The sequence below is a fragment of the Variovorax sp. TBS-050B genome (genome assembly GCF_029893635.1).
Taxonomy (GTDB): Bacteria; Pseudomonadota; Gammaproteobacteria; order Burkholderiales; family Burkholderiaceae_C; genus Variovorax.
The window spans coordinates 468,470-491,349 of the sequence record NZ_JARXYR010000002.1; the positions used below are offsets into that span (position 1 = coordinate 468,470).

Annotated in this window: 25 protein-coding genes; 9 read left to right on the forward strand and 16 right to left on the reverse strand. The window is 68.6% G+C overall.

The genetic code is table 11. The features are described from left to right. Positions 1-24: 24 nt before the first annotated feature. The 12 genes from M2165_RS05090 to flgB form a co-directional block, all read right to left on the reverse strand. Entirely contained in the window at positions 25-1,776 is a 1,752-nt protein-coding gene (locus M2165_RS05090; protein ID WP_280813593.1) for a methyl-accepting chemotaxis protein, read from the reverse strand. Between the two features lie 86 nt (positions 1,777-1,862). Beyond that, positions 1,863-3,584, reverse strand: coding sequence for a methyl-accepting chemotaxis protein (locus M2165_RS05095; protein ID WP_280813594.1), 1,722 nt, complete (start codon positions 3,582-3,584; stop codon positions 1,863-1,865). A 27-nt stretch (positions 3,585-3,611) separates the two neighbouring features. Further along, entirely contained in the window at positions 3,612-4,121 is a 510-nt protein-coding gene (locus M2165_RS05100; protein ID WP_280813595.1) for a chemotaxis protein CheW, read from the reverse strand. Positions 4,122-4,134: 13 nt separating this feature from the next. Next, entirely contained in the window at positions 4,135-5,151 is a 1,017-nt protein-coding gene (flgJ, locus tag M2165_RS05105) for a flagellar assembly peptidoglycan hydrolase FlgJ (RefSeq protein WP_280813596.1), read from the reverse strand. A gap of 11 nt (positions 5,152-5,162) precedes the next feature. Continuing rightward, positions 5,163-6,212 carry a flagellar basal body P-ring protein FlgI gene (locus tag M2165_RS05110; protein WP_280817474.1) on the reverse strand — a complete coding sequence of 350 codons (1,050 nt, stop codon included), beginning with the start codon at positions 6,210-6,212 and terminating at the stop codon, positions 5,163-5,165. Positions 6,213-6,311: 99 nt separating this feature from the next. Further along, a complete protein-coding gene (locus M2165_RS05115) occupies positions 6,312-6,992 on the reverse strand; it encodes a flagellar basal body L-ring protein FlgH (RefSeq protein ID WP_280813597.1) in 681 nt (226 codons plus the stop codon). Next, a complete protein-coding gene (gene flgG / locus M2165_RS05120) occupies positions 6,989-7,771 on the reverse strand; it encodes a flagellar basal-body rod protein FlgG (RefSeq protein ID WP_280813598.1) in 783 nt (260 codons plus the stop codon). The genes M2165_RS05115 and flgG overlap by 4 nt, the downstream gene beginning before the upstream one ends. Positions 7,772-7,809: 38 nt before the next feature. Further along, on the reverse strand, positions 7,810-8,553 hold the full coding sequence (locus tag M2165_RS05125; RefSeq protein ID WP_280813599.1) for a flagellar basal body rod protein FlgF: 744 nt from the start codon (positions 8,551-8,553) through the stop codon (positions 7,810-7,812). Positions 8,554-8,560: 7 nt separating this feature from the next. Next, positions 8,561-9,775 (reverse strand): flagellar hook protein FlgE, encoded by a 1,215-nt coding sequence (gene flgE, locus M2165_RS05130; protein ID WP_280813600.1) that lies wholly within the window; start codon positions 9,773-9,775, stop codon positions 8,561-8,563. A gap of 92 nt (positions 9,776-9,867) precedes the next feature. Beyond that, the gene (locus M2165_RS05135) at positions 9,868-10,554 is read right to left on the reverse strand and encodes a flagellar hook assembly protein FlgD (RefSeq protein WP_280813601.1); all 687 of its coding nucleotides are present in this window, start codon (positions 10,552-10,554) and stop codon (positions 9,868-9,870) included. Between the two features lie 26 nt (positions 10,555-10,580). Next, positions 10,581-10,997 carry a flagellar basal body rod protein FlgC gene (gene flgC / locus M2165_RS05140; RefSeq protein ID WP_280813602.1) on the reverse strand — a complete coding sequence of 139 codons (417 nt, stop codon included), beginning with the start codon at positions 10,995-10,997 and terminating at the stop codon, positions 10,581-10,583. Positions 10,998-11,014: 17 nt separating this feature from the next. Further along, on the reverse strand, positions 11,015-11,425 hold the full coding sequence (gene flgB / locus M2165_RS05145) for a flagellar basal body rod protein FlgB (RefSeq protein ID WP_280813603.1): 411 nt from the start codon (positions 11,423-11,425) through the stop codon (positions 11,015-11,017). Positions 11,426-11,590: 165 nt separating this feature from the next. On the opposite strand from flgB, the gene flgA reads away from it, so the two are divergent. The 3 genes from flgA to M2165_RS05160 all read left to right on the forward strand — a co-directional run bounded on the left by flgA (position 11,591) and on the right by M2165_RS05160 (position 13,136). Then, positions 11,591-12,310 carry a flagellar basal body P-ring formation chaperone FlgA gene (flgA, locus tag M2165_RS05150; protein WP_280813604.1) on the forward strand — a complete coding sequence of 240 codons (720 nt, stop codon included), beginning with the start codon at positions 11,591-11,593 and terminating at the stop codon, positions 12,308-12,310. 73 nt (positions 12,311-12,383) lie between these two features. Then, positions 12,384-12,680 (forward strand): flagellar biosynthesis anti-sigma factor FlgM, encoded by a 297-nt coding sequence (flgM, locus tag M2165_RS05155; RefSeq protein WP_280813605.1) that lies wholly within the window; start codon positions 12,384-12,386, stop codon positions 12,678-12,680. Positions 12,681-12,686: 6 nt separating this feature from the next. After that, a complete protein-coding gene (locus M2165_RS05160; protein WP_280813606.1) occupies positions 12,687-13,136 on the forward strand; it encodes a flagellar protein FlgN in 450 nt (149 codons plus the stop codon). Positions 13,137-13,157: 21 nt separating this feature from the next. Here the strand turns inward: M2165_RS05160 and M2165_RS05165 are convergent, their stop codons facing one another. Continuing rightward, positions 13,158-13,922 (reverse strand): Crp/Fnr family transcriptional regulator, encoded by a 765-nt coding sequence (locus M2165_RS05165; protein WP_280813607.1) that lies wholly within the window; start codon positions 13,920-13,922, stop codon positions 13,158-13,160. 148 nt (positions 13,923-14,070) lie between these two features. Next, positions 14,071-14,346 carry a hypothetical protein gene (locus tag M2165_RS05170; protein ID WP_280813608.1) on the reverse strand — a complete coding sequence of 92 codons (276 nt, stop codon included), beginning with the start codon at positions 14,344-14,346 and terminating at the stop codon, positions 14,071-14,073. A gap of 138 nt (positions 14,347-14,484) precedes the next feature. On the opposite strand from M2165_RS05170, the gene hemA reads away from it, so the two are divergent. The 5 genes from hemA (at position 14,485) to M2165_RS05195 (ending at position 19,625) form a co-directional block, all read left to right on the forward strand. Further along, positions 14,485-15,756, forward strand: a complete 1,272-nt coding sequence (gene hemA, locus M2165_RS05175; protein WP_280813609.1) for a glutamyl-tRNA reductase — start codon at positions 14,485-14,487, stop codon at positions 15,754-15,756. 166 nt (positions 15,757-15,922) lie between these two features. Next, positions 15,923-17,011, forward strand: coding sequence for a peptide chain release factor 1 (gene prfA / locus M2165_RS05180; RefSeq protein ID WP_280813610.1), 1,089 nt, complete (start codon positions 15,923-15,925; stop codon positions 17,009-17,011). Further along, complete coding sequence (prmC, locus tag M2165_RS05185) at positions 17,008-17,859, forward strand: peptide chain release factor N(5)-glutamine methyltransferase (protein WP_280813611.1); 852 nt, start codon at positions 17,008-17,010, stop codon at positions 17,857-17,859. Before prfA ends, prmC begins: the two co-directional genes overlap by 4 nt. A gap of 34 nt (positions 17,860-17,893) precedes the next feature. Then, complete coding sequence (gene grxD, locus M2165_RS05190) at positions 17,894-18,220, forward strand: Grx4 family monothiol glutaredoxin (RefSeq protein ID WP_280813612.1); 327 nt, start codon at positions 17,894-17,896, stop codon at positions 18,218-18,220. A gap of 121 nt (positions 18,221-18,341) precedes the next feature. Beyond that, positions 18,342-19,625, forward strand: coding sequence for a hemolysin family protein (locus M2165_RS05195; protein WP_280813613.1), 1,284 nt, complete (start codon positions 18,342-18,344; stop codon positions 19,623-19,625). A gap of 21 nt (positions 19,626-19,646) precedes the next feature. Here the strand turns inward: M2165_RS05195 and M2165_RS05200 are convergent, their stop codons facing one another. Together M2165_RS05200 and M2165_RS05205 are read right to left on the reverse strand one after the other, a co-directional pair. Continuing rightward, positions 19,647-20,300 carry a lytic transglycosylase domain-containing protein gene (locus tag M2165_RS05200; protein WP_280813614.1) on the reverse strand — a complete coding sequence of 218 codons (654 nt, stop codon included), beginning with the start codon at positions 20,298-20,300 and terminating at the stop codon, positions 19,647-19,649. Further along, positions 20,297-22,042, reverse strand: a complete 1,746-nt coding sequence (locus M2165_RS05205) for a proline--tRNA ligase (RefSeq protein ID WP_280813615.1) — start codon at positions 22,040-22,042, stop codon at positions 20,297-20,299. The genes M2165_RS05200 and M2165_RS05205 overlap by 4 nt, the downstream gene beginning before the upstream one ends. Positions 22,043-22,180: 138 nt before the next feature. On the opposite strand from M2165_RS05205, the gene M2165_RS05210 reads away from it, so the two are divergent. Further along, the gene (locus M2165_RS05210; protein ID WP_280817475.1) at positions 22,181-22,855 is read left to right on the forward strand and encodes an RNA pyrophosphohydrolase; all 675 of its coding nucleotides are present in this window, start codon (positions 22,181-22,183) and stop codon (positions 22,853-22,855) included. The last annotated feature ends 25 nt before the right edge of the window (positions 22,856-22,880 follow it).

A 22,880-nucleotide genomic window follows, 5' to 3' on the forward strand; every position in this document is an offset into this window, starting at 1 on the left:
CGGGAAAATCCGTGATTTCGGGGGTTAGAACTCTGTCCAGTCGCCGCTGCCCGTGCCGGCCATGGCCAGCTTCGGGGCTGCGGAGGCTTCCTTGTGCTTCTTGGGGAGGGCCGCCGCGGGGCGATGCGGCCCGGCCGCGACCTGGTGTGCCGTGCTCTTGCGGGGCGCGGCGACGGCGGGCCGCGCATGCGCGCTCGCCATGCCCGCGCCGGCTTCGATGCGGAACACGCCGACGCAGGACTGAAGGCTCGCGGCCTGTTCCTGCATCGACTGCGCGGCAGCCGCGGCTTCTTCCACCAGCGCCGCGTTCTGCTGCGTCACCTGGTCCATCTGCGCGATCGCCTGGTTCACCTGCTCGATGCCCGTGCTCTGCTCCTGGCTCGCCGCCGTGATCTCGCCCATGATGTCGGTCACGCGCTTGACGCTGTCCACGATCTCTTCCATCGTGCGGCCCGCCTCCGCCACCTGGCGGCTGCCGGCCTCGACCTTGTCCACCGAGTCGTCGATCAGGCCCTTGATCTCCTTGGCCGCGGCGCCGGAGCGTTGAGCCAAGCTTCTGACTTCCGAGGCGACGACCGCGAAGCCGCGGCCCTGTTCACCGGCACGTGCGGCTTCCACTGCGGCATTGAGCGCCAGGATGTTGGTCTGGAACGCGATGCCGTCGATCACGCCGATGATGTCGACGATCTTCTTGGACGACGCATTGATCGAGCCCATGGTGTCGACCACCTGGTTGACCACGCCGCCGCCGCGCACCGCCACTTCGGAGGCCGAGAGCGCGAGCTGGTTGGCCTGGCGGGCGTTGTCGGCGTTCTGCTTGACGGTGCCGGTGAGCTCTTCCATCGAGGCTGCGGTCTGTTCGAGCGAGCTCGCCTGTTCCTCGGTGCGCGAAGACAGATCCTGGTTGCCCGCGGCGATCTGGCCCGAGGCGGTCGCGATGGCGTTGGTGCCCAGCCGCACTTCGCCCACCACCTTGGCCAGGCTGTCGCGCATGCTGCGGATCGCATGCAGAAGGCTTTCCTGGTCGCCACGCTTCAGGTCGATCTGCATCGCGAGGTCGCCCTCGGCGATGCGGCGCGCGATGTAGGCCGTGGCCGCGGGTTCGCCGCCGAGCTGCTTGAGCAGGCCGCGCGAGATCGCCCAGCCGATGGCGAAGAGCACCGCGGCGAGCACCAGCGCGCTGATCGACAGGCTGGTGGCGCGGCCCATGATGGTGGTCTGCACCGTGTCCACGTAGACGCCCGAGCCGACGATCCAGCCCCAGGGCGCGAAGCCCTTCACGTACGAGACCTTGGGCACGGGCTTGTCGCTGCCGGGCTTGGCCCAGAGGTAGGCCACGTAGCCCGCGCCCTGCGCCTTGACGATGTCCACGAAGGCGACGAACAGCGGCTTGCCGGTGGCGTCCTTGTTGGACGAGAGGTCCTTGCCTTCGAGCGCCGGGCTGATCGGGTGCATCAGCATGCGCGGCTGCATGTCGTTGATCCAGAAATACTCGCTGCCGCTGTAGCGCAGCGCCCGGATCGCCTGCATCGCCTGTTCCTTGGCCTGCGGCTCGGTGAGCGTGCCCTTGGTCTGCAGCGCGTGGTAGTGCGCGAGCAGGCCGTGCGCGCTTTCGACCACCTGGCGGACGCCGGCCTGGCGCTCCTCCAGGATGAGCCTGCGTTCGGAAACCAGGAAAAGCGCGGTCAGCGCGGCCACGCCGAGGATGGCGCTGGCCGTGAGCAGGCCGAGCTTCTTCCCGACGCTCAGGGAGCGGAAATTCAGGTGTTTGAACATGGTGTCTCGTCCGGGGGGTGGATGTCTTTCTGCGGTGCTGTCGATGGGTTTATCGGCAGCGCCGCGCAAGACTTGAGACCTTCAGCTCAAAATTCCGTCCAATCGCCGTTCGCGGCGCTGGCGGCGGTCAGCCGCGGGGTCGCGGCGGGCTCGCCGCTGCCGGCCGACAGCGACCGCGCCGCCCTGGGAACGGCCGCAAGCCGCCGCGGCGTCCCCGTGGCCGCCGGGATGGTTGCGGCGGCTGGCGTGGGGGCGTGGGCCTTGGCCTCGGGTTCGAGCCTGAAAACGCTCACGGCGCCGACCAGGCTCGCGGCCTGCTCCTGCATCGACTGCGCGGCGGCGGCAGCCTCTTCGACCAGCGCCGCGTTCTGCTGCGTCACCTGGTCCATCTGCGCGATCGCCTGGTTCACCTGCTCGATGCCCGTGCTCTGCTCCTGGCTCGCCGCGGTGATCTCGCCGATGATGTCCGTCACCCGCCGCACGCTGCCCACGATCTCTTCCATCGTCTTGCCGGCCTCGCCGACCAGCGTGCTGCCCATGTCGACCTTGCCGACCGAGTCGTCGATCAGGCCCTTGATCTCCTTGGCCGCGGCGCCCGAACGCTGTGCGAGGCTGCGCACTTCCGAGGCGACGACCGCGAAGCCGCGGCCCTGTTCACCCGCACGTGCGGCTTCTACCGCCGCATTGAGCGCGAGGATGTTGGTCTGGAACGCAATGCCGTCGATCACGCCGATGATGTCGACGATCTTCTTGGACGAGGCATTGATCGAGGCCATGGTGTCCACCACCTGGCCGACCACGTTGCCGCCCTTGACCGCCACTTCGGAGGCCGAGAGCGCGAGCTGGTTGGCCTGGCGTGCGTTGTCGGCGTTCTGCTTGACGGTGCTCGTGAGCTGCTCCATCGAGGCGGCCGTCTCTTCGAGCGAGCTGGCCTGTTCCTCGGTGCGCGAAGACAGGTCCTGGTTGCCTGCGGCGATCTGGCCCGAGGCGGTGGCGATCGCGTCGGTGCCGTGGCGCACGCCGCTGACCACCGTGGCAAGGCTGGTGTTCATGTTCTTGAGCGCCTGCATCAGCTGCCCGGTCTCGTCGCGCGACGACGCTTCGATGCGGCTCGTGAGGTCGCCGTCGGCCACGGTCCGGGCCACGCGCACGGCTTCGGTCAGCGGCCGCGTGATGCTGCGGGTCAGCAGCCATGCGAGCACCGCACCGAGCGCGAGCGCGACCACGCCGAGCACGATCACGTTCATGCGGCCCGCGCGGTTGAGTGCATGCACGGCATCGGCCGCCTTGTCGATCTGCTCGGCCTGGTGGGTGAGCATGGCACGGATGCTGGCGTCGTACACGTCGAGCATCGGCACCAGCTTCTCGTTGGTGAGGCGCGCCGCCTCGTCCTGCTTGCCGTCGGCCTTGAGCTTGAGGATGGCGTTGCGCAGGCCCACGTACTGCGTGCGCTTGCCCTTGATGTCCTCGCTGATCGCCCGCTCCTCGGGCGAATCGAGCAGCGCCTCGAGCCGGGTCTGCGTCTCGGAGATGGCGGCGCTGGTCTTCGTCATGTGCTTCTGCAGGTACTCCTGCACTTCCGCATCGTTGCTCTTGACCAGTGCGAAGGTGCGCACGCTGTTGTTGCTGGTGTTCAGCAGCCAGTTGGCGGCCAGGCGCTCCTTCACGAGCGAGCGCTGCACCATTTCCTGCACCGCGTCGCCGACGCCCTGCAGGCGGAACACACCGATGCCGGCGATGCACGCCATGAGTGCAAGCACCAGCGCGAACCCGATGCCGAGACGCGTGCCGATTTTCAGGTTCTTCATTTGGATGTCTCCGTGGGGGATAGGGGGTCAGGCCGCGATCTTCTCGACCAGGCCCATTTCTTCGCTCGACATCAGGCGGTCGATGTCCACCAGGATCAGCATCCGCTCGTCCAGCGTGCCCAGCCCGATCAGGTAGTCGGTGTCCAGCACCGAGCCCATCTCCGGCGCGGGCTTGATCTGCTCCGCCGACAGCGTGATCACGTCCGACACGCTGTCCACCACCATGCCCACCACACGCCCGCCGATGTTCAGCACGATCACCACCGTGAACTGGTCGTAGCTCGGCGTGCCCAGCTTGAACTTGATGCGCATGTCGATGATCGGAACGATGATCCCGCGCAGGTTCACCACCCCCTTGATGTAGTCCGGCGCGTTCGCGATCCGCGTCACCGCGTCGTAGCCGCGCAGCTCCTGCACCTTCTGGATGTCGATGCCGTATTCCTCCTGGCCGAGCGTGAAGGTCACGACCTCGAGGCGGCTGGGCGCGCTGGACGCCGTGGCGCCGCGGTGGAGAGTGGAGGTGGGGGTGTCTGCCATGGCTGCTATTCCTTCAACTGAACTTCTGCATGATGCGAACGAGCTTCTGCCCGTACTGCGGATCGGTCGCGTAGCCGGCCTTCTGCAGGCCGTGCGCCGCCTCGGCCGGGGTGTCGGCGGCGAGCACGCCGGCGTAGCGCGGATTGCGCGTGATGAAGCGCGCGTAGTCGGTGAAGGCCTCGTCGTACGAGGCATAGGCGCGGAACTTCGCGCGCACGCGCTGCGGCTCGCCGTCGACGTACTCGGTGGTGGTGGTCTCCACCACCGGGCCCTTCCAGCTGCGGTCGGCCTTGATGCCGAACAGGTTGAAGCTCTGCGTGCCGTCGTCGGCGCGGATCTCGCGCTTGCCCCAGCCCGATTCGAGCGCGGCCTGCGCCAGGATCAGCGGCGCGGGCACGCCGCTCGCGGCGCTCGCCACCTGCGCGGCGCTGCCCATGCGCTGCACGAAGCCGTCGACGTTGCCCTGCAGCGAGGCCATCGCCGCGGGCGAGGGACGCTCGCTGTTGCGCTGGTAGATGGCCAGGTCCACCGGGCCGGCGGCGCCGGTGCGCGAGGGCGGCGCCGAGCCGAGCGGAATGCCCGACTGCGGCGCGAAGGGCATCTCGGTGCGGCGCGCAGCCGCCATGTCGCCGCGCGGCGTGAACGGCATGCCGCCCTCGCGCGACGGGAAAGGCAGGCCTTCGAGGCCGGTGTCCGCGCCGGGTTCGGCCGATCCCGCGCCGCGGCTCAGCTGCGCGAGCATCGCCTCGGCCAGGCCCACGCCGCGGCCCGAGAGGTTCTGCGCGAGCTGCTGGTCGAACATCGAGAGGTAGATCTTCTCGTCGCGGCTTTCGAGCAGGCCGCTCGAGGGCGTGGCCTCGCGCATGCTCTTGAGCACCATGTTCATGAACAGCGCCTCGAACTGCCGCGAGACCTGCTTCAGGCCCTCTTCGGGCGCATTGCGCACGGTGTTGCGCAGCGCATCGACGCCCTGCACGTCCAGCGCCAGGCGCTGGTCGAGCGCGGGGCTCCTGCTTTCGGTGATCGCCATGCCGCCGCCGCTCAGATGATCTCGAGTTCCGCGCGCAGCGCGCCGGCGGACTTCATGGCCTGGAGGATGGAGACCAGGTCCTGCGGATTGGCGCCGAGGCTGTTCAGGCCCTTGATCACGTCGGCCAGCGAAGCGCCGCCGCGCACCATCTGCAGCGCGCCGCCGCCCTGGTTGACCGAGATCTGCGAGGTCTGCGCCACCACGGTCTGGCCGCCGGCGAGCGCATTGGGCTGGCTGATCACCGGCTCGGTGTTGATGACCACCGACAGGTTGCCGTGCGCCACCGCGCAGTCGTTCACCCGCACCGCCTGGTTCATGACCACGGAGCCGGTGCGCGCATTGACGACCACGCGGGCCACGGCCTGCGTGGGCGTGACCTCGAGGCCTTCGAGCCGCGCGAGGAAGCCCACGCGCTCCTGCGCCGCGGGTGCCTGCACCTGGATCACGCGCGCATCGAGCGCCTGCGCGGTGCCGGGGCCGAACTGCCGGTTGATCGCCTCGACCGCGCGCTGCACGGTGCCGAAGTCGGAGCGGTTGAGTTCGAGCGTGAAGGTGTTCTCGCCGCCCACCTGCGCCTCGACGCCGCGCTCGACGAGCGCGCCGCCGGGAATGCGGCCGGCGCTGAGCTGGTTGACCTGCACCTTGCTGCCGTTGGCCGACGCGCCCGCGCCGCCGATCACCATGTTGCCCTGCGCGATCGCGTAGACCTGCCCGTCGGCGCCCTTGAGCGGCGTCATCAGCAGCGTGCCGCCGCGCAGGCTCTTGGCATTGCCCATCGAGGACACGGTCACGTCGATGTTCTGGCCCGGCCGCGCGAACGAAGGCAGCGTGGCCGTCACCATCACCGCCGCCACGTTCTTGAGCTGCATGTTCACGCCCTGCGGGATCGTGATGCCGAGCTGCTGCAGCATGTTGTTCAGGCTCTGCGTGGTGAACGGCGTCTGCATGGTCTGGTCGCCGGTGCCGTCGAGGCCGACCATCAGGCCGTAGCCGATCAGCGGGTTGTCGCGCACGCCCTGCACGCTGGCGAGCTCCTTGAGCCGTTCGGCATGGGCGGGCATGCTGCAGGCGGCCGCGCAGAGCGCCGCCAGGCCGATGAGGGAACGCAGTTTGCGGATGGTTTGCATGGTCGTATCTGCTTCTGCCGGCGCTTTGCGCCGTCAGAAGGGCATGACGTTGAGGAAGAAGCGCTGCAGCCAGCCCATGTGCTGGGCCTCGTCGATGTAGCCCTTGGCCGTGTATTCGATGCGTGCGTCGGCGACCAGCGTCGACGGCACGGTGTTGTTGCCCGAGACGGTGCGCGGGTTGACCACGCCCGAGAAGCGGATGTACTCGGTGCCCTGGTTGATGCCCATCTGCTTCTCGCCGCTCACGAGCAGGTTGCCGTTGCGCATCACGTCGACGACGGTGACCGTGATCACGCCGTTGAAGGTGTTGTTGGCGTTCGCGCCGCCCTTGGCGGCGAGCGTGTTGCCGCCCGAGAGCTTGGCGTCCTGCCCGTCGAGCAGCGAGCCGATCAGCTTCGGGATGCCGCCGGCGAAGTCGGCGACCAGGCTGCCGGTGCGGCTGGCCGATGCGCCCGAGTTCTTGCTCGCGTTGACCTTCTCGCTGATGACGATGGTCAGGATGTCGCCCACGTTGCGCGGCCGGCGGTCCTCGAACAGCGCCGCGCCGCCGGGCCCGGCCTGGAAGATCGCGCCGTTCGCAGGCCGCGGCGCCGCGGCCATCATGCTGTCGGCGCGCGCCGTCATCGGCTGGTGCACCAGCGGCTCGCGCGGGATCTGCGCGCAGCCCGTGGCAACCGATGCCGCCAGCAGCAACCAGAGCCGGAGCGATCTCATAACTGCGCCAGCCGCTGAAGCATCTGGTCGGACGCCTGCACCGCCTTGCTGTTGATCTCGTAGGCGCGCTGCGTGGCGATCATGTTGACCAGCTCCTCGACCACGTTGACGTTCGAGGCCTCGACGTAGCCCTGGCTCAGCAGGCCCGCGCCGTCGACGCCGGGGTTCACCTGGTTCGGCGCACCGGAAGCGTCGGTCTCGGCGTAGAGGTTCTCGCCCTTGCTCTGCAGGCCGGCCGGATTCAGGAAGGTCGCGAGCTGCAGCTGGCCGACCTGCACGGTGTTGGTCTGCCCGGCCTGGGTGATCGAGACGATGCCGTCGCGGCCCACGGTCAGGCTGGTGGTGTTGGCCGGCAGCGTGATCGCGGGTTGCACCGGGAAGCCGCTCGCGGTCACGAGCTGGCCGTCGCGGTCGGTCTGGAAAGAGCCGTCGCGCGTGTAGGCGGTGCTGCCGTCGGGCATCAGCACCTGGAAGAAGCCGCCGCCGTTGATCGCGACGTCGGTGGGCTTGTCCGTCTTCGTCAGGTTGCCCTGCGAATGGATGCGCTCGGTCGCGACCACGTGCACGCCGGTGCCGACCTGCAGGCCCGAGGGCAGCCGGGTCTGGTCCGAGGTCTGGCCGCCGACCTGGCGCAGGTTCTGGTACATCAGGTCCTCGAACACGGCGCGGCTTCGCTTGAAGCCCGTGGTGCCGACGTTGGCGAGGTTGTTCGACACCACGTCGAGTTGGGTCTGCTGTGCGTCCAGACCGGTCTTCGCGATGTAGAGCGAGCGCATCATGATGGGATTTCCTTGGGGAGTCGTTAAGGGGCGCCGGCTCAGCCGTAGGCGAGCAGCTTGTTGGCGGATTGCGCGTTGTCGTCCGCGGTGCGCATGGCCTTCATCTGCATCTCGAAGCTGCGCGCGTTGGCGATCATGGCCACCATGGCCTCGACGCCGTTGACGTTGCTGCCTTCGACCGCACCGGTGGTCACGGTCACGGCTTCGTCGGTTTCGGCGGGCGGCAGGCCGGGCCGCATGCGGAACAGGCCGTCGTCGCCGCGCACCAGGTCGGTGACGGGCGGATTGACGAGCTTGAGGCGGCCGACCTCGGCCACGCCGATGGCCGGATCGCCCGCGCCGCGCGCGGTGACCAGGCCGTTGGAAGCGATGGTGACGGCCGCGCCGGGCGGCACCGCGAGCGGCCCCGCATCGCCGGCCACCGGCAGCGAGCCCATCGTGGTGAGCTGGCCTTCGGCGTTGACCTGCAGGTTGCCGACGCGGGTGTAGGCCTCGCCGCCATCGGGCGTCTGCACCACCAGCCAGCCCTCGCCGTGCACCGCGACGTCGAGCGCGCGGCCGGTTTCGGTGAGCGGACCGTGGCTGAAGTCGGCGCCCGGCGTGGCAGCCACCACGTAGGCGCGCGTGGGCGCCTCGGCGCCCGTGACGGGCACCGCGCGGAAGCTGTTGATCTGCGCCCGGAAGCCCGGCGTGGACGCGTTCGCCATGTTGTTGGCGACCGAGGCCTGCTGCTCCATGGCCTGCTTGGCGCCGCTCATGGCGACGTAGAGCATGCGGTCCATGGGCGGCTCAGCGGATGTTGATCAGCGTCTGGACGACCTGATCCTGCGTCTTCACGGTCTGCGCGTTGGCCTGGTAGCTGCGCTGCGCGACGATGAGGTTGACGAGTTCGGAGGTCAGGTCGACGTTCGAGGCCTCGAGCGCGCCCGAGGCGAGCGAACCCAGCTTGGTGCCGGCGCCCGGCGTGCCGGTGAGCGGCTGGCCCGAGGCCAGCGTTTCGGCCCAGACGTTGTCGCCCTTGGGCTCCAGGCCGTTGGGGTTGGCGAACGAGGTCAGCACCACCTGGCCCATCAGCGTGGTCTGTTCGTTGGAGAACTTGCCGGTGATGGTGCCGTCGGGATTGATCGAGAACGAGGTCAGCGTACCCGAGGTGTAGCCGTCCTGCTTGAGCGTGTTGATCTCGTTCGCGTTGCCGAACTGCGTGGTACCCGACAGGTCCACGGTCGCATTGAGCGCCACCGAGCCGTTGCCGAAGTTCATCGTCGGCAAGGTGATCGAGCCGCTCGCGGGGGTGAGCAGGTTGCCGTTGCCGTCGAAGGTCATCGAGGAGATCGGCGCGCCGCCGTTGAGCGCGGTGCCGTCGGCGGCGCCGTACACGTCCCAGGCATTGGTGCCGGTCTTCACGAAGAAGACGCCGAGCTCATGCGGGCTGCCGAGCGAATCGAAGATCGGCCCCAGTGCGTTCGAATAGTTGAAGGTGTCCGAATCGGTCGGAGAGAACGGCGTCTTCGTGGGCACCGTGCCGCGCATGTCCAGGTTGAAGCGCGCCTCGATGGCGGTGGTGGCCTTGGGGTTCATGGCGGTGGTCTGGACCTGCAGCGGCGCCGGCGTACCGCCGTCGAGGCCGCCGGTGGCCGACACGCCATAGCCGGTCAGGCGCAGGCCGCCGGCATTGACGATGTAGCCGTCCTTGTCGCGCGTGAACTGGCCATTGCGCGAATACATCACCTCGCCGCTCGGGCTGCTGAGGCGGAAGAAGCCGTCGCCGTTCAGGATCGCGATGTCGAGCGGCCGGCTGCTGGTCTGCACCGAGCCCTGCGTGAAGTTCTGCGTGATGCCCGAGACCGCCACGCCCAGGCCGACGCGCGAACCCGCGTAGACGTCCTGGAAGGTGACCGCGCCGGACTTGAAGCCGACGGTGCCGGAGTTGGCGATGTTGTTGCCGATGACGTCCAGGTTGGCGGCTGCCGCCGACAGGCCGCTGATGCCTTGGGAAAAGCCCATGATCGAGTCCTTGTTTCAGTGCGATGAGGAAGAAAGGGAAGCGGCCCGCGGCGCGAAGGCCGCCGCTGCCGGCGAGGAAGATGCGGAAGCGCTCAGAGGAACATGCGCACGTCGGCGAGCGTGATGCTCTGGCCCGTCACCAGTTCGAGCGTGACGCCGTTGGCGCCCTGCTTGACGGCGGCCACCTGCGAGAAGGTCAGCGCGGTGGCCTCCACCTTGGTGCCGTTGTTGCTGGCCGAGACGGAGAAGGTGTAGTTGCCGGCCGGGGCGACGCTGCCGTCGTCGGCCTTGCCGTCCCAGGTGACCGGATTGACGCCCTCGGTCATCGAACCGAGCGACATGGTGCGCACGGTGCGGCCGGCGCTGTCGACGATCTTGACCTCGACGTCGCCGGCGGTGTCGGGCAGCTGCACCGCGAAGGGCACGGGTGCGGGCTCCTCGCCGTCCTTCGGCGTGCTGGTGCCGATGGTGTTGCCGGGCGACAGCACGTTGTAGCCGATCAGCGAAGCCGCCTGCAGCACCTGGTTGGTGCCGGTCTGGTTGACCAGTCCGCTGAGCGTGGCGTTGAGCTTCTCGATGCCGCTCACGGTGCTCATCTGCGCGAGCTGCGAGGTGAGCTCGGCGTTCTCCATCGGGTTGAGCGGATCCTGGTTGTTGAGCTGGGTCACGAGCAGCTTCAGGAAGCGCTGCTCGCTGTCGGCCGAGGTGACGTCCTTGCCGTTCGATGCGGCGCTGGCGGCGTTGAGGCCCGTGATGGAAGAGGTGTCGGAGATGGCCATGTTCTGGTCGTGCGGGTGCGTTGGGATTACTGGCCGATGCTCAGCGTCTTGACCATCAGCGTCTTGGCGGTGTTGAGCACCTCCACGTTGGCCTGGTAGCTGCGCGAGGCGGAGATCATGTTGGTCATCTCCTCGACCACGTTGACGTTGGGCATGGACACGTAGCCCTTGGCGTCGGCGTGCGGGTTCTTGGGGTCGTAGACCATCTTGAGCGGCGAGCCGTCCTCGACCACGCCGGCGACCTTCACGCCGCCGATGTCCTGCTGGCCCGAAGCGGCCACCTCGAACACGACCTGCTTGGCGCGGTACGGCTTGCCGTCGGGTCCGGCCACGCTCTCGGCGTTGGCCAGGTTGCTCGCGGTCACGTTCATGCGCTGCGACTGCGCGGCCATGGCGGAGCCCGCCACGCTGAAGATGTTCATGGATGCGGTGGGTTGGGGCATGCGTGCTCCTGGGGCGGTTACTGCGCCGCTGCGAGCAGCGACTTGATCTTGGCGCTGACCACCGTGAGGTTGGCTTCGTAGCGCAGCGCGTTGTCGGCGAAGTTGATGCGCTCGGCATCCATCTCGACCGTGTTGCCGTCGATGCTCGACTGGCTGGGCACGCGGTAGAGCAGGTCGCCGTCCGGGATGGCCGACGAGCTCGTGGCCTGCATGTGGCGGGCCGAGGTGGTGGTCATGGGCAGCGATCCCGCCGCCGCGCGGCCCTGCGACATCGCCTGGGTCAGTCGGCCGGCGAAATCGAAGTCGCGCGCCTTGTAGTTGGGCGTGTCGGCGTGGGCGATGTTGGCGGCCAGCACCTCCTGGCGCTGCGTCCGGAGGTTGAGTGCTTCGCGGTTGAACCGAAGCGCCGCATCCAGCTTGTCGATCATGTGTTTCCATCCGTTGGAGGCATCGCGGCCCGTGAGGGCGTGGCGACAGATGGAAAGCGAGTCTATGCACGAGCCGCTTCGGCAATGGGCCGAACAAAGGGGCATTTGGCGTGCACTTCGAATCTTCGGATCGCGGGCGCCTTCCTAGAATTGCGGGCACCGATGATGGAAAAGAACCACTCCAGACTGCGTTCCCCGAAGCGCCTGCTGCCCGTGCTGGCCATGGCGCTGTGCGCGGCGGCCGCGTCGCCCATCGCGGCCGCACCGCTCGCGGGCGAGGCGCGCGTGGCGATCGACCGGTTCCTCCAGGCGCAGACCGCGGGCCTGCCGGGCACGGTCCGGATCCGCGTCGATGCACCCGCCTCGGGCGCGCTGCCGCCCTGCGATGCGGTCGAGCCGTTCCTGCCGCGCGGCGCGGCGCCCTGGGGCCGCGTCTCGGTCGGCCTGCGCTGCCATTCCGAAGACAGGCCGTGGACGCGCTTCGTGCTCGCGCACGTGGCGGTGACGGGCAGCTATGTCGTGGCCACGCGCAACATCGATGCGGGGCAGGCCTTCGGGGCGGGCGACTTCGCGGTCCGCAGCGGCGACCTCACCGCCCTGCCGCGCTCGGTGCTGACCGATGCGGCCGAACTCCAGGGCGTGGTGGCGGCCAACCGCATCACGGCCGGCGTGCCGCTGCGTCGCGAGCTGGTGCGCGGCGTGACGGTGATCCAGCAGGGCCAGACGGTCAAGGTCGTGGCCGAGGGCCCCGGTTTTGCGGTCAGCACCGAGGCGCGGGCGCTGACCAGCGCGGCCGTGGGCGCCACCGCCCGCGCCAAGACGCTGGACGGGCGCGTCGTGAGCGGCGTGGCCGACGAGGAGGGCCAGCTGCGGCTGCCGCAATAGCGGTATTCGCGGCGCGGGGCTAAAGTTTCGGGCCGGACTGCCGATACACAAGGCAGCCCTTTGAGGAATCATCTTGAAAATCGATCCATCCACCCCTTCGGCCATACCGCTCCCCCGCACGAGCAAGGGCGCGTCCCCGTCGCCAGCCGGCGGCGCCGATGCCGTCCACGGCGGCAAGGACGTCGTGCAGCTCAGCTCGGGGCAGGTTCATTCGCTGCCCGACGCGCCCAACGCCGATTTCGATGCCGCACGGGTGGCTGCGATCCGCGAGGACATCCGCGCCGGCCGCTACGAAGTCCACCCCGAGCGCATCGCCCGCGGCCTGCTGGCCAGCGTGCGCGAGCTGCTCGACGACAACGGAAAGCTGTAGTCCACCATGCTGGTTCACCTGTTGGCCGAAAAGCGCTGCGTCGAGGAATTCCTCTCGGTGCTCGCGCAGGAAGCGCATGCCATGAAGAACGGGCTGTTCGCGGAACTGCCCTCGATCACCGAGCAGAAGGCCGGCCTGCTCGACCGCATGGCCGCGCTCGACCAGGCGCGCGAAGCGGCCCAGGTGGCACGTGGTTTCGAACCGGGCCGCGCGGGCGGCGATGCGGCGGCGGCCGCCGACGGCGACGCCTCGCTGGCGGCCTGGAACGAGCTGCTCGACCTCGCGCAGCAGGCCCGCGCCGGCAACCGGCAGAACGGCGCCATGGTCTACGGCCAGATCGAATTCACCCAGAACGCGCTGAACTACCTGCAGGCCACCAGCGCCCAGCCCTTCTACGGCCCGGACGGCATCCGCCGCGCCGGCAGCGGCACGGGCACACGGATCGCCGTCGGCTGAGCGCGGCGGCCGGCCGCCGCGTCAGCCCTTGCTCGAGCCGTCCTTCGGCGTTTCGAGCAGTTCCGAGAAGAAGGAAGGGCCGACCTCGTCGTCCTGCGGCGCCGGCGCGGGCGGCTCGCTCGACGGCAGCTCCTGGAAATCCGACGACGCGAAATGCGGCGGCACGTAGACACCGTGCTCGTCGCGCCGCACCAGGCCGCGGCGCTCGAGGTCCCGCATGGTCTTGTTGACCTGCATCCGCGACAGCCCCGAATAGGAGGCGATCACCGACTGGGTGATCCGCTTGTCGTAGCCGCCGCCGCTGCCCGGCGCCAGCTCGGTCAGTTCGTGCAGGATGCGGCTGATGAGCCGTTCCGACGAGGCCGACGAAATCTGACGGATCTGCCGGCGCAGCGCCGTGGTGCGCTTCATCACCATGCCGAGCAGCCCCATCGTCACCGCCGGATGGCGGTTGCACAGCGCCCGGAACTCCACCGTCGGAATCAGATAGAGCGAAGTCGGCAGGGCTGCGATCAGCGTCGCGCCCGACTGGTAGCGCTCTTCGGTGAGGGTGGCGCTCAGGAAGAAATCGTCGGGGCGGATGAAGTCGGTGGTGACGTCGCCGCTGTCCTCGCTGCCCTGAACCACCACGCGCAGCAGGCCGGTCGCGACGCAGTAGATGCGGTCGGTCCACTCGTCCGCACCGAGCACCACTTCGTTGCGCCGGCAGGAGCGAAGTTCGATGCGCTGGACAAACGCGGCCCGCTCGTCCGGGGGAACACTGGCAATTAGCGGATGCAAATACATCGGTACCGTCCCATGGGCCGCCCTGCCGCCGACCGGTCAAGGCACTTTGCCTGTCACTCTTCCCGCAAAATGCGAAAAATTACCATATCTCGAATAGATATGTTAACCCAAGTAACATGTTGAAACTGATACGGCCCCGCGGCCGACCCTACTTTCGCCAGCCGCGGGAGACCATCCACTGGCTTGTACCGCTCGCGATGACGAGCGCTGCGTAGGCGGTCATCGTCCCGTCACGTCCCCTGAACACCAATCCGGCCAGGAGCGCGGCGGCGCCGACGGCCGAATTGATCGCGCCCTGCACCCACCAAGCCGGCGCGCCCGCCCTCGCCCCGCCCAGCCGGCCCGCCAGGGCGCACAGGAAACCCACGGCCAGGGCGGGCGCGACGAAGTTCAGCAGGTGGTTGAGCAGAGCCAGCAGGGACATGGCGATGGGGAAGGAGCGGGGGCGGCCGGGGAGGACAGAAACGAAGAAGGGCGCCTGCGGCGCCCTTGTCGTTTCCGGCATGCGCGGCCAAGCCCCTTCACAGCCGCACGATGCCTGCTGATTTTATAATCAGCGGCTATGTCAGTCTGGGCCCTTGGCTTGAACCACACGACCGCGCCGCTCGATCTGCGCGGTCGTTTTGCGTTCGCCCTCGATCAGATCGCGCCCACGCTGCAGAGCCTGCGCAGTTCGTTCGGCACCGGCCGCCATCCCCAGGTGGAGGCGGCCATCATCTCGACCTGCAACCGGACCGAGATCTACTGCGCCGCGGAACAGGCTGCGCTCGACCATACCTTCGGCTGGCTGGCGCAGAGCGGCGGCGTGGCACCGGCGCTGCTGCGCTCGCATGCCTACACGCTGCACGACGGCGAGGCCGCGCGCCATGCCTTCCGGGTGGCCAGCGGCCTCGATTCGATGGTGCTCGGCGAAGCCCAGATCCTGGGCCAGATGAAGGACGCGGTGCGCGCCGCCGAGACGGCCGGCGCGCTCGGCAGCACGCTCAACCAGCTGTTCCAGCGCTCCTTCGCGGTGGCGAAGGAAGTGCGCACGGCCACCGAGATCGGCGCCCATTCCATCAGCATGGCGGCCGCGGCGGTCCGGCTGGCCGGGCAGCTGTTCGAAGACCTGCGCCAGACGCGCGTGCTCTTCGTCGGCGCGGGCGAGATGATCGACCTCGCGGCCACGCACTTCGCGGCCAAGGAACCCAAGGCCCTGGCGATCGCCAACCGCACGCTGGAACGCGGCGAGAAGCTGGCCTCGCGCTTCGGCGGCGAGGCGATGCGGCTGGCCGACCTGCCGGGCCGGCTGGCGGAATTCGACATCGTGGTGAGCTGCACCGCAAGCACGCTGCCGATCATCGGCCTCGGCGCGGTCGAGCGCGCGCTCAAGGCGCGCAAGCACCGGCCGATGTTCATGGTCGACCTGGCGGTGCCGCGCGACGTGGAGCCCGAGGTCAAGGCGCTCGAGGACGTCTATCTCTACACCGTGGACGACCTCGCCCAGGTGGTGCAGCAGGGCCAGGCCAACCGGCAGGCGGCGGTGGCGCAGGCCGAGGCCATCATCGATGCCGGCGTGCAGAGCTTCATGCACTGGCTGGGCCAGCGCGGCACGGTGCCGCTGATCCAGCAGCTCAACGCCCAGGCCGACGAATGGCGCGCCGCCGAAATGGCGCGCGCGCGCAAGCTGCTCGCGAAGGGCGAGCCGATCGATGCGGTGCTCGAAGCGATGTCGCGCGGGCTCACGCAGAAGATGATGCACGGCGCGCTCGCCGAGCTGCACGCGGGCGACGCCGCCTCGCGCGAGCAGACGGCCCAGACCATCTCGCGGCTCTTCCTGCGCAAAGAGCGTTAGCGACGCTGACTCCGTTCGAGCCGCTGAAAGCGGACATCCGAACGCAGAAGGCGCGAAGGTTTCGCAGAGAACGCAAAAGGAACCTTCAAGAATTCTCTTCTGCGACTTCTGCGGAACCTTCGCGACCTCTGCGTTCGGATCCCGCTCCCGAATCGACTCCACCCACGTGAAACCCTTCCTCCGCCACCAACTCGAACGCTACGCCGCCCGCCTCGGCGAACTCGACTTCTTGCTCTCGCGCGAAGACATCATGAGCGACATGGCGCAGTACCGCACCATCTCGCGCGAGCATGCCGAGGTCACGCAGATCGCGGGCCGCTACGAGCGCTATCGCCAGCGCGAGAGCGACATCGCCGGCGCGAAGGAAATGCTCGACGACCCGGACATGGCCGAGATGGCGAAGGAAGAGATCGCGGCGGCCGAGGCCGAGCTGCTGCAGCTCGAGGAAGAACTGCAGCGCCTGCTGCTGCCCAAGGACCCCGACGACGCGCGCAACGCCTTCCTCGAAATCCGCGCGGGCACGGGCGGCGACGAGTCGGCCCTGTTCGCGGGCGACCTGCTGCGCATGTACACGCGCTACTGCGAGCGCGCGGGCTGGCGCTGCGAGGTGGTGAGCGAGAGCGAAAGCGAACTCGGCGGCTACAAGGAAGTGGTGCTGCGCATCGCGGGCGACGGCGTGTTCGGGCGGCTGCGCTTCGAGTCGGGCGGCCACCGCGTGCAGCGCGTGCCGGCCACCGAGACGCAGGGCCGCATCCACACCAGCGCCTGCACGGTCGCGGTGCTGGCGGAGCCCGACGAGACCCAGGCGGTGCAGATCAACCCGGCCGACCTGCGCATCGACACCTACCGCGCGAGCGGCGCCGGCGGCCAGCACATCAACAAGACCGACTCGGCGGTGCGGATCACGCACATCCCGACCGGCATCGTGGCCGAATGCCAGGACGACCGCAGCCAGCACCGCAACAAGGCGAAGGCGCTGCAGGTGCTGTCGGCGCGCATCCAGGAGAAGGAGCGCAGCGAACGCGCGGCCAAGGACGCGGCGATGCGCAAGGGGCTGATCGGCAGCGGCGACCGCTCGGACCGCATCCGCACCTACAACTTTCCGCAGGGCCGGCTCACCGACCATCGCATCAACCTCACGCTCTACAAGCTGCTGGCGATCATGGAAGGCGACCTCGGCGACGTGCTCGACGCACTGCGCGTGGCGCGCGAGGCCGAGCAGCTGGCCGAGCTCGAATCGAACCTGCCGGCATGACGACGCACGCCGCCCCGCCGTCCACCGTGGCGCAGGCGCTGGCCGCGGCCGCCGCGCTCGGGGTCGACCGGCTCGATGCGCAGCTGCTGGTGCTCCATGCGGTGGACCGTGCGCCGCACGAGCGCGCATGGCTGCTCGCGCACGACACCGATGCGTTTCCCGCATCGGCCTGGCCGGCGCTTTCCGAGCGGCTGTCGCGCCGCCTGGCCGGGGAGCCGGTGGCCTACCTGCTGGGCGAAAAGGAGTTCCACGGCCTGAGCCTGCAGGTCGACGCCCGGGTGCTGGTGCCGCGCCCCGACACCGAGACGCTGGTCGACTGGGCGCTGCAGTGCCTGGCCGACCAGCCCACCCCGCGCGTGCTCGACCTCGGCACCGGCAGCGGCGCCATTGCGCTCGCGCTGCAGCATGCGCGCGCCGATGCCCGGGTCGACGCGGTCGATGCCAGTGCCGACGCGCTGGCTGTCGCCGAGGCCAACGGCCGGCGGCTCGGGCTTGCGGTGCGCTTCCGCCAGGGCGACTGGCTCGATGGGGCCGACGGCGGCTATGCGCTCATCGCCAGCAACCCGCCCTACATCGCGGCCGGCGACCCGCACCTGCCGGCGCTGCGCCACGAGCCGCCCGGCGCCCTGGTCGCGGGGGCCGACGGGCTCGACGACATCCGCCGCATCGTGGCCGAGGCGCCGCCGCACCTCGCCGACGGCGGCTGGCTGCTGCTGGAGCACGGTCACGACCAGGCCGAGGCGGTGCGCCGCCTGCTCGCGGCGCGCGGCTACGCCGAAGTCCAAAGCCGCGAAGACCTTGCCGGCATCGAGCGCTGTTCCGGCGGGATCTGGCGCGCGGTGAAATAATCCCTCCAGCCCACTTTTCTTCCCAGGAGTCCCCATGTCCGAAGTCCAGCAACGCATCGACGATCTCGTCAAAACCAACGACCTCGTGCTCTTCATGAAGGGCAACGCGAGCTTTCCGATGTGCGGCTTCTCCGGCCGCGCGATCCAGATCCTGAAGGCGGTCGGCGTCGACACCAAGAACCTCAAGACCGTCAACGTGCTCGAGGACGACGGCATCCGCCAGGGCATCAAGGAATACAGCAACTGGCCGACGATCCCGCAGCTCTACGTGAAGGGCGAATTCATCGGCGGCTCGGACATCATGATGGAGATGTACGAGTCGGGCGAACTGCAACAGGTGGTGGGCGGCAAGGCCGCCTGATGCCGACCGGGGTGCAGTCGGCTGCATCCCCGCCGATGCCGCTGCGGCCGGGCCGCCGCGGCGCCGCTTCTTCTGGAACCGCGTCCGGTCATGGCACCATGGCGGCCTCCGCACCGCCACCATGACCCTGACCCAAAGCCTGCTCATCATCGTCGCGCTGATCGCGATGAGCGCCTTCTTCTCGCTGGCCGAGATCACCCTTGCCGCCTCGCGCCGCCTGCGCCTTCGCCAGATGGCCGACGAGGGCGACGCGCGCGCCGAGCGCGTGCTGCGCGTGCAGGAGCAGCCGGGCCATTACTTCACCGTGGTGCAGATCGGGCTCAACGCGGTGGCGATCCTCGGCGGCGTGGTCGGCGAGGGCTCGCTCAGCCCCTACTTCGCGCGCTTCTTCGAAGGCTGGATGAGCCCCGAGGCCTCGGCGAACCTCGCCTTCCTGTGCTCCTTCGTGATCGTGATCGCGGTGTTCCTGGTGTTCGCCGATCTCTTTCCGAAGCGGCTCGGCATGAGCGACCCGGAACGCATCGCGGTGCGCATGGTGGGGCCGATGCTGGTGCTCATCGCCACCTTCAAGCCGCTGGTGTGGCTGTTCACGCGCTCGACCGACATGCTCTTCAAGCTGCTCGGCATGCCGCTGGTGCGCGACGACAAGATCACCTCGGCCGACATCCTCGCCATGACCGAGGCGGGCGCGCAGGCCGGCGTGCTCGCCGCGCGCGAGCAGCAGGTGATCGCCAACGTGTTCGAGCTCGACACGCGCCTGGTCAGCAGCGTGATGACGGTGCGCGACAACATCGCCTGGTTCCAGCACGACGATCCCGAGCCGGTGCTGCGCGCGCGCATCCTGGCCGAGCCGTTCTCGGCCTACCCGGTGTGCGACGGCGACATCGACCACGTGCTCGGCTACGTCGACGCCAAGGAGATGTTCCAGCGCGTGCTGAGCGGCCAGCCGCTGGCCTTCGACCAGGGCCTGACGCTGCGCAAGGCGCTGGTCGTTCCCGACCGGCTGTCGCTGACCGAGGTGCTCGAGCAGTTCCAGCAGGCGCACGAGGACTTCGCGATCATCGTGAACGAGTACAGCCTGGTGGTCGGCGTGATCACGCTCAACGACGTGATGAACACGGTCATGGGCGACCTGGTGTCCACGCCCGACGAGGAGCAGATCGTCAAGCGCGACGAGAATTCCTGGCTGATCGACGGCGTCACGCCGATCCAGGACGTGCAGCGCGCGCTGCACATCGACGAGCTGCCGCATGCGGACGAGTACGAGACCCTCGCGGGCTTCCTCATGGTGATGCTGCGCCGGGTGCCCAAGCGCACGGACACGGTGAGCTGGGGCGGCTACACCTTCGAGGTGATGGACGTCGACCGCTACCGCATCGACCAGGTGATGGTCACCCGGACTTAGCCCTGAGACCGGGATCTCAGGTCAGGCGTCGGACCGGTCCGTGAACATCCAGAGCCGCTGGTTCGCGAACACCGCGTTCGGGTACGGCGCCTTGCCGCGGCTGCCGTTGTAGCGGCCGAGCGTCATGTAGAGGTCGCCGCGCTCGCGGTCGAGGTAGTGGCGCAGGATCACGCAGCCGAAGCGCAGGTTGGTCTGCATGTGGAACAGCTTGGCCGCGTCGCCGTCGCCGATCACGCGGGTCCAGAACGGCATCACCTGCATGTAGCCGCGCGCGCCGGCGCTGGAGACGGCGAACTTGCGGAAGTTGCTCTCGACCTGGATCAGGCCGAGCACCAGGCTCACGTCGAGCCCCGAGCGCTTGGACTCGTACCAGACGGTCTGCAGGAATTCGATGCGGGTGGACGCATCGGCCACCTTCTTCTTGAGGCGCTGGCTCATTTCGCCGAGCCAGCGCAGGTAGGCCAGGCGCGCCTCGGTGCTCGCGAACTGCGGCACCGGCGGCGCCTTGTTGTGGATGGCCGAACTCAGCGCCGTGCGCACCGAATCGATCAGCGGCTCCTCGATCTGCGCGCCGGCCGTGGCGCGTTGCGGCAACGCCAGCAGCGACAGCGCGCCCGCCGCCGCGGCGCCCCCCAGGCACCGGCGTCGCGAGAGACCGGCGGCCGGAAGGCTCATGCCTGCAGCTTGCCGGCGATGAAGTCGGCGATGCCGGCCGCGGGCACCTTGGTGGCCGCGGTATCGCGGCGGTGCTGGTATTCGAGCTGCCCTTCCTTGAGGCCGCGGTCGGAGATCACCACGCGGTGCGGCACGCCGATCAGCTCCCAGTCGGCGAACATCGCGCCCGGGCGTTCGCCGCGGTCGTCGAGCATCACGTCGACGCCCTTGGCGAGCAGTTCCTCGTAGAGCGCCTCGGCGGCGGCCTTGACCTCGGCGCTGCGGTCCATGCCGATCGGGCAGACCACCACGGTGAACGGCGCGATCGCGTCGGGCCAGATGATGCCGCGCTCGTCGTGGTTCTGCTCGATCGCCGCGGCCGGCAGCCGCGTGATGCCGATGCCGTAGCAGCCCATTTCGAGGAACTGCGGCTTGCCGGCCTCGTCGAGGTAGGTGGCGTTCATCGCCTTGCTGTACTTGGTGCCGAGCACGAACACGTGGCCCACCTCGATGCCGCGCTCGATGGCGAGAACGCCCTTGCCGTCGGGCGAGGGGTCGCCCGCGACCACGTTGCGGATGTCGGCCACCAGGTCGGGCTCGGGCAGGTCGCGGCCCCAGTTGACGCCGGTCATGTGGAAGTCGATCTCGTTGGCGCCGGTGATCCAGTCGGCCAGCACGGCCGCCTCGCGGTCGGCCACGAGCTTGACGGGCTTCTTGAGGTTCATCGGGCCGAGATAGCCGGGCTTGCAGCCGAAGTGGTCCTCGATCTCGGCCAGCGTGGCGAAACGGAAGCCCTTGTCCAGGCCCGGCAGCTTGCCCACCTTGATCTCGTTCATGTCGTGGTCGCCGCGCAGCAGCAGCAGCCAGACCTGCGCGCCCTTCGGGTCGCCGGCTTCATCGAGGATGTCGGTCGCGAGCACCAGCGACTTGACGGTGGTGGAAAGCGGCACGCCGAGCAGCTCGGCCACGTCGGCGCAGGTGCTCTTGCCCGGCGTCGGCGTCTTCTCGAGCGCCTTGGCCGGCGCGGGGCGCGGGCCGGCGGGCGCGAGCGCCTCGGCCTTTTCCATGTTGGCGGCGTAGTTGCTGTCGGGGCAGTAGACGATCGCGTCCTCGCCCGTCGCGGCGATCACCTGGAACTCCTCGCTCAGGTCGCCGCCGATGGCGCCGCTGTCGGCGGCGACGGCCCGGTAGCGCAGGCCGAAGCGGTCGAAGATGCTCCGGTAGGCCTGCGCCATGGCCTGGTAGCTCGCCTTGGCGGCATCGAGGTCGCGGTCGAAGCTGTAGGCGTCCTTCATGATGAACTCGCGCCCGCGCATCAGGCCGAAGCGCGGGCGGCGCTCGTCCCGGAACTTGGTCTGGATCTGGTAGAAGTTCTTCGGCAGCTGCTTGTAGCTGCGGATCTCCTGGCGCGCGATGTCGGTCACCACCTCTTCGCTGGTGGGCTGGATCACGAAGTCGCGGTCATGCCGGTCCTTGATGCGCAGCAGCTCGGGGCCCATCTTGTCGAAGCGCCCGGTCTCCTGCCAGAACTCGGCCGGCTGCACCACCGGCATGGTGAGCTCGACCGCCCCGGCGCGGTTCATTTCCTCGCGCACGATCGCCTCGACCTTGCGGATCACGCGCAGCCCCATCGGCATGTAGGTGTAGATGCCGGTGCCGAGCTTCTTGATCATGCCGGCGCGCATCATGAGGCGATGGCTCGCGACCTCGGCGTCGGCGGGCGCTTCCTTGAGGGTGGAGACGAAAAAACGGGAAGCTTTCATCGGGATCGCACGTGATGGATTCGGTGATGGGATGTGGGGGACAACGCCCCGGGGAGACCCTGAGAGCCTGGCATCGGTTGCTTGCCGAGCGCAACCCGGCATGCATAATCGACTCAGTTCAAAAATTGGGGTTTGATTATGCTCGACCGGGACGGCTTCAGGCCCAACGTCGGCATCATCCTGCTCAACCAGAGAAACCAGGTTTTCTGGGGCAAACGCATACGCACGCATTCCTGGCAGTTTCCGCAAGGCGGCATCGATCGCGGCGAAAGTCCCGAGCAGGCCATGTTCCGGGAACTGCACGAGGAAATCGGGCTCCATCCGGAGCACGTGCGCATCGTGGCCCGTACCCGTGACTGGTTGCGCTACGAGGTGCCGGATCGGTTCATTCGCCGTGACGCACGGGGCCACTACAAGGGCCAGAAGCAGATCTGGTATTTGCTGCAATTGATCGGTCACGACTGGGACCTGAACCTGCGTGCCACCGACCATCCTGAATTCGACGCCTGGCGATGGCACGACTACTGGGTGCCGCTCGATGTCGTCGTCGAATTCAAGCGCGGCGTCTACGAGATGGCACTGACCGAGCTTGCTCGCTACCTGCCGCGGCAAGATTTCCGCAACCGCTTCCTGCGCAGCAACGTGCGCGCCCGCGAGTTCGAGCGCCACACGCCCGACGGCGGCGCGCCCGTGGGCCTGGATCTGCCGCCCGGCGGCAGTTTCGACCCGCATCCCGACATTCCTTCCGCGATCGATGAACCCTCTTCCTCTCATGCCAGCAGCAAAACGCCCCTGCCTCCGCCGCAACGCTGAGCGCGTTCTGCTTCTCGCCTGCTTC